The organism is Cyclobacterium sp. L-R, from assembly GCF_056859355.1.
The window spans coordinates 20,587-31,458 of the sequence record NZ_JBSXOH010000072.1 but is presented as its reverse complement, the minus strand read 5'-3'; the positions used below and the strand labels follow the sequence as shown (position 1 = coordinate 31,458).

At 38.1% G+C, this 10,872-nt stretch carries 10 protein-coding genes; 5 read left to right on the top strand and 5 right to left on the bottom strand.

Annotation, left to right across the window (positions count from 1 at the left end; genetic code table 11):
- The first annotated feature begins 78 nt into the window (after nt 1-78).
- Nucleotides 79-609, top strand: coding sequence for a dihydrofolate reductase family protein (locus AC13EX_RS11670; protein ID WP_482892819.1), 531 nt, complete (start codon nt 79-81; stop codon nt 607-609).
- Between the two features lie 171 nt (nt 610-780).
- Nucleotides 781-1,560: a DUF1796 family putative cysteine peptidase gene (locus AC13EX_RS11665; protein ID WP_482892818.1), complete on the top strand. Its 780-nt coding sequence runs from the start codon at nt 781-783 to the stop codon at nt 1,558-1,560.
- 53 nt (nt 1,561-1,613) lie between these two features.
- Here the strand turns inward: AC13EX_RS11665 and AC13EX_RS11660 are convergent, their stop codons facing one another.
- Together AC13EX_RS11660 and AC13EX_RS11655 are read right to left on the bottom strand one after the other, a co-directional pair.
- Nucleotides 1,614-2,492, bottom strand: a complete 879-nt coding sequence (locus AC13EX_RS11660) for a pirin family protein (protein ID WP_482892817.1) — start codon at nt 2,490-2,492, stop codon at nt 1,614-1,616.
- A 68-nt stretch (nt 2,493-2,560) separates the two neighbouring features.
- Complete coding sequence (locus AC13EX_RS11655; RefSeq protein ID WP_482892816.1) at nt 2,561-3,154, bottom strand: Crp/Fnr family transcriptional regulator; 594 nt, start codon at nt 3,152-3,154, stop codon at nt 2,561-2,563.
- A 212-nt stretch (nt 3,155-3,366) separates the two neighbouring features.
- On the opposite strand from AC13EX_RS11655, the gene AC13EX_RS11650 reads away from it, so the two are divergent.
- The 3 genes from AC13EX_RS11650 to AC13EX_RS11640 all read left to right on the top strand — a co-directional run bounded on the left by AC13EX_RS11650 (nt 3,367) and on the right by AC13EX_RS11640 (nt 8,016).
- Complete coding sequence (locus AC13EX_RS11650) at nt 3,367-4,602, top strand: sialidase family protein (protein ID WP_482892815.1); 1,236 nt, start codon at nt 3,367-3,369, stop codon at nt 4,600-4,602.
- Nucleotides 4,603-4,784: 182 nt separating this feature from the next.
- Nucleotides 4,785-5,888 carry an acyltransferase family protein gene (locus tag AC13EX_RS11645; protein WP_482892814.1) on the top strand — a complete coding sequence of 368 codons (1,104 nt, stop codon included), beginning with the start codon at nt 4,785-4,787 and terminating at the stop codon, nt 5,886-5,888.
- 19 nt (nt 5,889-5,907) lie between these two features.
- Nucleotides 5,908-8,016 carry an FG-GAP repeat domain-containing protein gene (locus tag AC13EX_RS11640; protein WP_482892813.1) on the top strand — a complete coding sequence of 703 codons (2,109 nt, stop codon included), beginning with the start codon at nt 5,908-5,910 and terminating at the stop codon, nt 8,014-8,016.
- 418 nt (nt 8,017-8,434) lie between these two features.
- Here the strand turns inward: AC13EX_RS11640 and AC13EX_RS11635 are convergent, their stop codons facing one another.
- The 3 genes from AC13EX_RS11635 to AC13EX_RS11625 all read right to left on the bottom strand — a co-directional run bounded on the left by AC13EX_RS11635 (nt 8,435) and on the right by AC13EX_RS11625 (nt 10,825).
- Nucleotides 8,435-8,740: a hypothetical protein gene (locus tag AC13EX_RS11635; RefSeq protein WP_482892812.1), complete on the bottom strand. Its 306-nt coding sequence runs from the start codon at nt 8,738-8,740 to the stop codon at nt 8,435-8,437.
- Between the two features lie 31 nt (nt 8,741-8,771).
- Nucleotides 8,772-9,338 (bottom strand): hypothetical protein, encoded by a 567-nt coding sequence (locus AC13EX_RS11630; protein WP_482892811.1) that lies wholly within the window; start codon nt 9,336-9,338, stop codon nt 8,772-8,774.
- A gap of 518 nt (nt 9,339-9,856) precedes the next feature.
- Complete coding sequence (locus AC13EX_RS11625; protein WP_482892810.1) at nt 9,857-10,825, bottom strand: alpha/beta hydrolase fold domain-containing protein; 969 nt, start codon at nt 10,823-10,825, stop codon at nt 9,857-9,859.
- Nucleotides 10,826-10,872: the final 47 nt, after the last annotated feature.

Below are 10,872 nucleotides of genomic sequence, written 5' to 3'. Positions count from 1 at the left end.
AAATTAACCGTACTTTGGCCAATAGTTAATAGTGAAGTAGAGGTTTTTTAGTTGAGATGTTTATTTAATTTATTGATAATGAGAAAATTAAAACTATATATTGCCATAAGTCTTAATGGGAAGATTGCCAAGTCTGACGGTAGTGTCGATTGGCTTGAAGCTATCCCTAATCCAGAGAAAATTGATCACGGTTATGCTGATTTTTATAAATCCATTGATACGACCATTCAAGGGAATACTACTTATAAGCAAATCTTAAGTTGGGGAATCGATTTTCCTTATGCAGACAAAAATAATTATGTGTTTACAAGGGATAAAACCTTGATAAATACAAGGGATGTGGTATTCATTTCGGACAATCACCTGGATTTTGTCAAACAATTAAAAAACCAAAAAGGGGGAGATATTTGGCTTATAGGGGGAGGGCAATTGAACACCCTGTTGCTAAATGAAAAACTTATTGATGAAATCCAGGTTTTTGTAATGCCTATTGTACTGACTCAAGGTATTGATTTGTTTGAAAGCTTTCCTAAAGAGACTAAATTGATGCTTATCGAAACCAAAGCTTACTCTACTGGAGCAGTTGAAATAAAATACAAGGTGGTTTAATTTGTATTAATAGTGGGTGGCCACTCTTTTATCGGTAAAGTGAGTGTAGATTGTCTCCGGACGGGAATAGATGTAGTTTTGTGTTATAGTAAAGAAGTGGCGTCGTATTGTGGGTTAAGTAAAGTTTCCCTTCGGCATTGGCAGTTTACCATAAATAATTGATAAGACATAATGATATATTTTTCCAAGATCAAATCTATTTTAATACAAATTTTAAGAGTCTTACAAGCCTTTGTGGAAGTTCATACAGCTAAGGTTTTTTGGTTATCATTAGGTGAAAATTGTTTAACGGATAATATTCTGCAAAGGCATGGTGTGAAAAGTTTCAGTACACCCTTTTCTCATAGTAGAAGTAATATCGATGATGCCTTGATGCTTGAAAGAAATAATTTCGAGGGGCTTTTAGAAAAAATGAATTTAAGGTATGACTATGTAGGAAAAACAAAAGTCGTGAGGTCAACTTTATATAATACCTGCGAAACTATTTATAACGAATTGCACATGAAAGGCTTTGAATTCTCCCATCATGATATTATTGCCTCAGAAAACAAAAGGAAGAGTTTACAACGAAAAATCCAACGTTTAAAAAAAATAAGAGGAAGAAAGAGGGTTGTTTTTTTCTACCACCATAGAATTGGCGAAAATTCAAATTTTGATTTGTTGTTTGAAAAAGGAGAAGAATTCTTAAAATTTTATTCTAGTGATAGTGTTAAATGCCATCTAGTGATATTTTCTCAAAACATCATTAAAGATTCTGAGAGCAGAAAGCTTTTATATAAAAGGGTGAATGAAAATATCCTGTTTTTTCAATTTGATACCAGAGAAATATGGGGTGGGGACGATGAAAAACTTTTGTGGGCAATAGTTGACGATGACCTAATAAAGAAAATGATTGATTATTCTAGCCGTATCATTATTTCTAATGCTAACCTTAAAGAAGGGCTTGTTTAAAGTTAATCATGATCTTTTTTTAGCACTTAAAAAAGATTATGACTAGGTTATATTCAATCTTTTAAATAGCCAAATTTGCCATTGTTGAAATCATCGAAAGCTTCTAATAGCTCTTTTTTTGTGTTCATCACAAATGGTCCATGTGAAACTATTGGTTCATCAATTGGTAGCCCACTTAAAAGCAATACTAGGGCTTCCTTATCGGCTTCGACCTCAAAAGTTTCTCCATCATTTGCCATTAATGCCAAATGATCCGTTTGTATTTTTTTATTTCTATTGATAACGATGCTCCCTTCTAATACAAGGAGGGCTGTATTGTAATTGGCAGGTAACTCAAAGGTTGTTTTACCTCCTTTGTTTAACCTTGCATTCAAAACATGTAATGGGGTGAAGGTGGAAGCAATACCTTTGGTGCCGTTGTATTCTCCTGCAATTACCTCTATATGTCCTGCATCGTTTTCCAATTTATGTTGGTTGATATCTTCTTTTTTTATGGCTTGGTATTTTGGTTCACTCATTTTGTCTTTTTGGGGTAGGTTCACCCAAAGTTGGACCATTTGAAAAATGCCTCCGGTTTTGCTCCATTCTTCTTCATGGTATTCCTTATGCAAAACCCCACTTGCAGCTGTCATCCATTGAACTTCGCCTTCACCGATCACTCCGCCACCACCACTACTGTCATGATGAGCTACTTTTCCTTTATAGGAGATTGTTACCGTTTCAAAACCCCTGTGTGGATGGACCCCCACTCCCTTTGGATTGCTTGATGGTGGAAATTTGTAGGGTGAATTATAATCCAACAAAATAAAGGGGTTCATCCGTTGCATATCTAGACCAATACCACTGGGGATAAAGGTATGCACACGAAAACCATCACCAACAAAGTGGGGCTCTCCAGGACTTACTACCAATTCTACTGTTCTCGTTTTCATAGCTGTTTAATTTTATTTAGCAAACCTACATTTAGAACATGGTCCTTGCATTGATGTATGGTAAGAAATTATACTTTGAAGTTTTTGAGAGTCAATTCCTTACGGACACGACTCAGGCTTTCGGGAGTGATGCCTAGATAGGATGCTACCATTGTTTGAGGTACTCTTAAAAGTATGTCAGGGTACATCTTTACAAACTGTAAATACCTGTCTTCTGCGGCAGTACTTAATAACAGGTTAATTCTGTTTTGTAAGTGTCGAATATGGTTGTGAAGCAATCTATAGTTGAAGTAGGTAAACTTTGGGATTTTATTGGAAAGCAGGTGGACTTGTTCTTCATCTATTAATACAACCTGACTGTCTTCCAATGCCTGAATAAAATAAGTTGATGGCTTATTGAAGTAGGCACCGTCTCTATCAGTAACAAACCAATTTTCAGGAGCGAAAGTTAAAATGTGCTCCTTTCCTTTTTTGTCTATAGAAAATTGACGTAGCAGCCCTTTTTCTATAAAAAAGGTGTATTTGCAGTATTCATTTTTTCGTAATAAAAAGTCCCCTTTTTTAACCCTTTTTTTCTTGCAGCTTTCAACGATTGATAAAATTTCGTTTTCGTCAACCTTTAGATTTGAAATTAAAAAGTCCTTTAATGTAACGTTGTCCATTATCGTCCGAATGGTTTTTGAATGGTATTGACAAGGGTATTCCTTTGAAAAAGGAGACCTAATCAACAATAAATAAGTGGAATGCTGGCAGGTGAAGACCAGTCAGATAAAAGTACCGTTATTTTGTGAAAAAACGGTGGTTTATAAGGTTAGTTTTATGTATGTTTCCTTATTATTGGTTATTTATCCTACTCCTCAAAAAAAATATTAGCATGTTGAACCGTAGAAAATTCCTCCTTAAAAGTAGTGCTTCCTTCCTGGTACTGAGCCTTCCTCAAGTGGGTTTCTCCTTTCCTAGAGCACCTTTGGTACCGGATTTTACGGTCAGCTTAGATGTGGTGGCCAAGCTTTTTGATGGCAAACAATGTTGGGTGCATCCTAGAGCAGGAAAGGTGAATGGAACAAAAGAGATTGTCATGACCATGAGTACACTGGACTTGGAAGGAAGCGATGTATTTAAAGGAATGTATCAGATTCGGAGTATGGATAAAGGGAAAACATGGACAAAGCCTGAAAAGTCCGAGCCTTTAGCTCCTAAAATGGAAACCATAGCTGGTGTAGAGCGGCCAGTAGCGGCTGCTGATTTTTGGCCCAAGTGGCACGAAAAGTCAGGCGTGCTTTTGGGAACAGGCCATACCATTGTTTACACTCCTGACTGGAAAGTCGATCATCATGGGGCAAGACATACTTCCTATTCTGTCTACGACCCCAAGAGTGCTGAATGGCTGCCGTGGATGAAATTGGAAATGCCGGAAGGTGATGAACTTGCAAGTGCAGGGGCTGGATGTGTTCAGCGACTGGATTTAGCTGATGGCTCAATTTTATTACCCATATATTATATTTCTCAGGGGAATAATTCCAGAGTAACGGTATGTCATTGTAGTTTTGATGGGAAGACATTGCGGTATTTAAAGAAAGGGAATTCACTTTGGGTGAATAATGAGACCAGAGGTTTGCACGAACCCTCGTTGATGGAATTTGGGGGTAAATATTTTCTTACCATCAGAAATGACCTGCAGGGTTATATTACTTCCAGTAAGGACGGTTTGCATTACGATGAGATCAAACCATGGACTTTTGACGATGGATCGCCCTTGGGTAATTACAATACCCAGCAGCATTGGGTAAGGCATTCAGATGGATTGTACTTGGTATATACACGTAGAGGTGCAGACAATGATCATGTTTTCAGACACCGTGCGCCATTGTTTATGGCGAAGATTGACACCGAAAAGTTAGCGGTAATCAGAGAAACAGAAATTGCCCTAGTGCCAGAGAGAGGTGCCAGACTGGGTAATTTCGGAGTAACAGAAATAAGTCCAAAAGAAACATGGGTGACTGTTTCGGAATGGATGCAGCCAGAAGGAGTAGAGAAGTATGGAAGCGATGGCAGTGTTTATGTTGCCAAGATAAATTGGAAAAAGCGCAATAAATTATTTGGCAAATAATCTTGATGCTATGTCTTTTCAGTTGGTGCTGATCTGTTTTACCGCCTATTAGAGCTATTATAATCCTTGTTTTTCAAAAGATCAAACATAAACCCAGAAGTGTTTAACCAATTCAATTTAGATTTTTGTTTAAATTAATTGATATATTACCTTCTTTCCACCACCCATTAAAGTTTATTTTCATGAATGAGCAAAACATCAAACCCAACAGAATCCTCTCCATAGATGCACTGAGAGGATTTGATATGTTGTTTATTATTTTTGCGGATCGTTTTTTCGCTCTGCTTCACAAAGGTTCCCAATCCCCGATTACAGGTTTTTTGGCCAACCAATTTGACCATCCCGATTGGTTTGGATCCACCTTTTACGATATCATCATGCCGCTGTTCCTTTTTATGGTGGGGGCTGTTATTCCTTTTTCCTTGTCCAAAAGAATGCAGGAAAATACAGGAAAGGCTCAGATTTATAAAAAACTCTTTAAGCGGGTCTTTATCCTGTTTTTCTTGGGATGGATTGTTCAGGGAAATTTACTGGCCTTGGATGTCAATACCTTTAAAATCTTTAGCAATACCCTTCAAGCGATTGCAGTAGGCTATTTCTTTTCTTGTCTGGCTTTTATTTATTTGAGCAGGAATGGGCGCTATATTATGTTTGCTGCTTGTTTGATCATTTATGCCTTGATACTCACAGTTCCCAATGTTCCGGGAGTTGGTCAAAGTGTGATTCTTCCTGATAAAAATTATGCTTTGTATTTTGATCATTTGGTATTGGGTCGATTTGACGATGGCTATCAATACACCTGGGTACTGACTGGTTTTGGATTTATTGCTACTACCTTGTCTGGACTCTTTGCTGGAGAGTTGATTAAATCCAATCTTCCTAGAAATAAAGTGGCTCTTTACCTATTGATTGTGGGTGTTGCAGGATTGGCATTGGGCATGATTTGGGGAATTTGGCATCCAATTGTCAAAAAAATATGGACCAGTTCATTTGTGCTCGCCTCCTCTGGCGTTTGTTTTCTTTTAATGGCCCTGTTTTACTGGATCATTGATGTGAAAGGTAAGGTGAAATGGACTTTTATGTTTAAAGTGATCGGGATGAATGCCATTACTGCTTATGTGCTTTCCCATGTCATTAGCTTCCCTGATATAGCCCATTTTCTATTGTATGGTTTGGAGCAATATACAGGTGCCTATTATGGTGCATTGACCACCCTTGGTGGTTTTGGTTTGCTTTACCTTATATTATGGTACATGTATAAAAACAATACTTATATTAAAATATAGCAATAAACATTTTACAATAATGATTAAACCCATTAAAACCTGGCTGCCTATTTTAGCAATAGGTAGCCTTTTTCTCTTTTCCTGTGGAACGAACCAGCCGTCTGCAGAATCAAGCATTTATGGTGACAATATGCTTCACAAACTGGCCTATAATAATCCTGGTTTGCTGGTAGACTTAGATGCTGGTTTTAAAGCCGTACCCATGCCCATGGACTTTGATGGGGATGGAGATCTCGATTTGTTGATTTCAGAATCCGGGAGCTATACTGAATCTGGAATTTTCTACTTTGAAAATATTTCAGGGAACACGGAAATGCCTGTATTTAGAAGGAGAATGAAGGTGTCTTTTGAAAGAAGGAGGTTGGGCGATGATGGTTCCAGGTTTCAGGCCTCTTATGTGGGGGAAGGAGTGCACGTGCTTACCCCTGATAGGGTTAGAGAAAAGCTTTTGATTTATAAAAATGTGCCTCAAAATGTCTTTTGGGATGAAAATGAAGTGCATTTACCTGTTGATGGATACGATTACTTGCACAACTGCAAAACAGAGTGGAAAATTATTGATTTTGATGGGGATGGTGTCCATGATTTGATGGCAGTTGCCACACGGGACAAACCCAGAACTTACCGAGGCCGGATAGGGGAACTTGCGAAAAAACTTGAATTTGTAACCGATGGAAAAAGCCATGTATTGTTTTTGAAAAATTCTGGCACCAATGAGGATCCAGTATATGAAAGTCCCCAAAGACTTTTGAAATCAGATGGATCTCCTTTATCCGAAGGGTTATCGATGAAACCCATGTTTGCGGATTTTGACAATGATGGAGACTATGATTTTTTGAGTATTGGTAAAAACCATGAAAATTTTGACATTGACTGGAACGATGACTTTGTCGTTTATTTCGAGAATACCGGTTCTGCTACAGAATATGAGTTTGGCCTAGGGATAGCTTTGAAAATTGATGGACTTCCCATCCAATATGAGTCTAGGGCTACCATGCATCAGACGGCAATTGACTGGAACAAAGATGGTTTTATGGATATTTTGGCTGGGGATGAAGATGGGAAAATCTCTTACCTCAGGCATACTGGAGAAATCAAAGACGGAATACCTCAATTTGCAGCGCCAGTATATATTCAGCAAGAAGCCAAATATGTAGATTTTGGTGCTTTAGTGGCGCCTAGGATTTTTGATTGGGATGGAGATGGATTGGATGATATTATTAGTGGAAATGGAGTGGGACATATTGGCTTCATTAAAAACCTTGGAGGAAAAGACCCTGTATGGGATGCTCCTCAATTGCTTGAGGCAGATGGAAAGCCTATCCGGTTGATTCAAACGGAAGCCCTTCCCAACACTGAGGCCCCAATTTGGGGGTATAGCACCATTGATGTGGGGTATTGGGATGAAGATGATTTGCCGGATATTCTGGCCAATGAACACAATGGAAATATTGTGTTTTTTAAAAATACTGGTAGCAAGAAAGCCCCTAAACTGGCAGCCCCACAGCCATTGTACGTGGAATGGGAAGGCGAACCACTTCGGCCTGCCTGGGTGCCCGGTGTGGCCAAAGCAGACAATGAATTATTGGCTCCCTGGAGAACGTCTCCGCTGATTATGGACTTTAACGATGATGGATTAAATGACCTGGTCATGCTGGACCATGAAGGTTATTTGGCAGTGTATCCTCGTAAAAAGGTGGACGATAAATTGATACTAATGCATCCAAAAAGGAATTTTGTCTTTCCTGATGGTCAACCCATTTTGCTCAATCAGCGTACAGGATCGAGCAGTGGGCGGTTAAAAATAACCTTCCATGACTGGGATGGCGATGGCCTGGAAGATTTGATTGTCTCTTCTAAACCTGCAGTAGATTGGATGAAGAATAAAGGCATGAAGGATGGTAAGTTGGTTTTGGAATACATGGGGAGAGTGCTGTCCAAAACCCTGATGGGGCATACCGATGGCCCTGTTGTTTCTGACTTCAATAAAGACGGGATACCTGACCTTGTAGTAGGAACTGAAACAGGGCAATTCTATTATTGGCAACGCTCAAGTTTTGATATCACCTCTACCATGACCACCGAAGGAAAACAAGGCCCAGCCAATTACCTTTATTTTAAGCGGTAAATGCTTACCGTCATTGCGAGCTTAAGCGAAGCAATCTGAATTGTAACGGCAGTGTAAAGATTTCGAATAGGGTCATTGGATAATATAGGGCGTATACCTATTCCCACAGACTGCCACAGTCGCAGTGCTCATTTACTTTACCATTTTTGTACGCAATTACTCCCTAACAGTGACGATAATTCCTCAGCCTAAGTTATTGGCCCAAGGTAGCCAATATTATGTGACAGTGTTTTGGCGGTATTGTTGCCTTTTCTTGCAACGATACCGTTGAAATCTCTACCCAATTTAGGAGGCTAATCTTACTATTTTAAATGTTTTAGAATCAGGGATTATTTTCTTTTTACCGATATCATTTTTGCAAATTTTATTCGCTTTTGTTTCATTTTCCATTTATTTAGGCACCTTCAAGAGATTCCTTTTAGCCACTAATTGCAGCGGTAATAATCAGAAAGAATAGCAAGGAGTTTAAAATAAGTCTCAAAGACGCAAAACCAAAACGCTTGTCTTTAAAAAGACTGCCAGCTGTGTTTTTGAAAATCAATGATAAGAGCCAAATAATGGCGATGACGTTGATAAAGGTAAGGAAGGATAGAAAATAAAATAGTACTGGAAGATCTAAAATCCTGTAAAAGATACCATATAGGACATACATCAAAACAGTAAAGATTGAGGTGTTGCTATTCCATGAATTGATTAGACGATCATTGTTTTTATTATAAAGCATAGTAACAATCAGTAAAATCCAAAATCATTAGTCATACACCAACCCATCCCAGTGCTCTACGGCCGACTAAACGTAAAGCTTTAACTGTGGTTTGAACAATACCCAAAGCTTGGGTATTCCTCATCAGGTCATACATCCCTGTAATGCCTAACGCCGTATTGAGATATGAACGGATTCTTGGATCGATAGAAAAGTTGTAATTTGAGTAATTTATTGCAAATGAAAGTTCTGCGAGTTGTTGATCAGAAAAATCTTCAATCTCTCTTATTTCATGGGTAGACATTTTATTTAGATCTCCACTTCTAGCAAGGTTATTTAAAAACTTGCTGTGTAAATTTCTCCCATTTTTAATAAGAGGATCTAGAGAATTTTTAATTTCTTTTTCCAAAATATCAGCACTTATTCTTCCGTTTTCAAATTCATATTGAATTTCTGCAATATTGCCAATAATATTTTTTAACTCTTTATGAGAAAGCAGGTCTTCTCCCTGAATTTCAAAGCTATCAAAAGTCTGGGAATCATATAAATTTTCATCACAGGAAAAGATGGAAAATATTGAGAAAATGATTAAAATTGTTTTAATTCTTTTAGTAAGCATTTTAAAACCAATTTATAGATTATAATTGGCCATTTCGCTATAGAACACGTTATCAAAAGGCTACTAATATTGGCGACTGAATTGTATTGGGGATAATCCAACCTTTCGATTTTTACAAAAACAAACCTTAATTTAGTAAAATGGCTTGAAAAAAAAACTACTAAATCAACATCTGATATTAAGACAATATCATAAATGTTGATACCGTTAAACGTATTTATTGTTCGAATTCTGTTATTAAGATAATAATAATGAATTAAATTTCAAATTATTTTTGTTGTTCCTTTCAATAAAAGGATGTTCTTTAAGTTACCTATTCCTACAGACAACTGTGTTCAAAGCCGGGTTTCCTTTATTAAACCTTTTGTATCCTCCGGCTAGAGATGAAGAGATCCAGTTTAATTAACTTAAATAAAAGAAAACTTCATGATCTTCAGCTTAAAAGGGGTTGCGGACATCCAAATTTTTAACCAGTCTAGAGACTTTTATAGATTGGAGCCGGTGTGACTATTCCCGTATCATAGGTGTTTCTCTAAAAAAGCATCAATATAAAATTGGGCATATTCATTTACTTTTTTGGCAGCATCCATGGTATGTGGCCAACCTTTGAGTCGGTGGTAATCATGGTCTACACCGGCCTGATCTAACCAACTGGCAAGTGAATCTGATTGGCTGACAGGAACCAATGAATCAATTGTTCCCTGAAAGATTAAAGTTGGGGGATCATCAGGGGTGATAAAGGTGCTTGGCGAAGCGAGCTGATACCTCTCTGGGATTTCTTCATAAGTAGCCCCCATAAAACTTAGTACCTGATCCGTGGTAATGGCATAAGGAGTAGTAATGTCCACAGGACCGTAAAAATCTACAATGGCTTTTACCTTGCTATCTGAGGTTAGCGCTGCACAATCCTGGTTGAATTCCTCCTCATCACCTCCGTAGCCCAGCAGTAAAGAAAGGTGCCCACCGGCTGATCCACCGATCAACACCAAGCGGTCTGGGTCGATGCCATAATCAGCGGCATGTTGCTTTACCCATTTGATCCCACAGTTTACATCCTGGGCCGCAGCTGGAAATTTAGCCACTCCTGAAAGCCTGTAGGAGAGGGTTACGGTTACAAAACCTTTCTCGGCGTAATCGATCATATAAGGCAAATAGTCTTGACGCTTTCCTTTTTTCCAGGCGCCTCCATGAATGAAAACCATCGTAGGAGCAGGAGCTTCCAAGCCTTTCTTTTTGTAGATATCCAATTGTAAATCAATATCTCCTACGGTTTTATAAGTAATATTTTTTATCGCCTCTAAATCATCCGGTACAGGGGGCTTAGAATCGATTAGATCTAACATTCCCAAACCGTAGGCCATTTTGAGGAACGTTTCATTCATATATCCTTTGGGTGCTTTGAGTGGGCGGTCAGGATTATTATCAGCTGTTTTGCATCCCACCACACAGAATAAGGTAATAAGTACTAGGAGTAGTGTATTTTTCATAATTATTTATTTACGCAAGTGTTCTATTAAAAACCAAGGAATTACAT

Bases quoted from the DNA above. Each gene is read 5' to 3' on its own strand.
- AC13EX_RS11670 (WP_482892819.1), top strand. From the start codon at position 79: ATGAGAAAATTAAAACTATATATTGCCATAAGTCTTAATGGGAAGATT.
- AC13EX_RS11665 (WP_482892818.1), top strand. From the start codon at position 781: ATGATATATTTTTCCAAGATCAAATCTATTTTAATACAAATTTTAAGA.
- AC13EX_RS11660 (WP_482892817.1), bottom strand. From the start codon at position 2,492: ATGAAAACGAGAACAGTAGAATTGGTAGTAAGTCCTGGAGAGCCCCAC.
- AC13EX_RS11655 (WP_482892816.1), bottom strand. From the start codon at position 3,154: ATGGACAACGTTACATTAAAGGACTTTTTAATTTCAAATCTAAAGGTT.
- AC13EX_RS11650 (WP_482892815.1), top strand. From the start codon at position 3,367: ATGTTGAACCGTAGAAAATTCCTCCTTAAAAGTAGTGCTTCCTTCCTG.
- AC13EX_RS11645 (WP_482892814.1), top strand. From the start codon at position 4,785: ATGAATGAGCAAAACATCAAACCCAACAGAATCCTCTCCATAGATGCA.
- AC13EX_RS11640 (WP_482892813.1), top strand. From the start codon at position 5,908: ATGATTAAACCCATTAAAACCTGGCTGCCTATTTTAGCAATAGGTAGC.
- AC13EX_RS11635 (WP_482892812.1), bottom strand. From the start codon at position 8,740: ATGCTTTATAATAAAAACAATGATCGTCTAATCAATTCATGGAATAGC.
- AC13EX_RS11630 (WP_482892811.1), bottom strand. From the start codon at position 9,338: ATGCTTACTAAAAGAATTAAAACAATTTTAATCATTTTCTCAATATTT.
- AC13EX_RS11625 (WP_482892810.1), bottom strand. From the start codon at position 10,825: ATGAAAAATACACTACTCCTAGTACTTATTACCTTATTCTGTGTGGTG.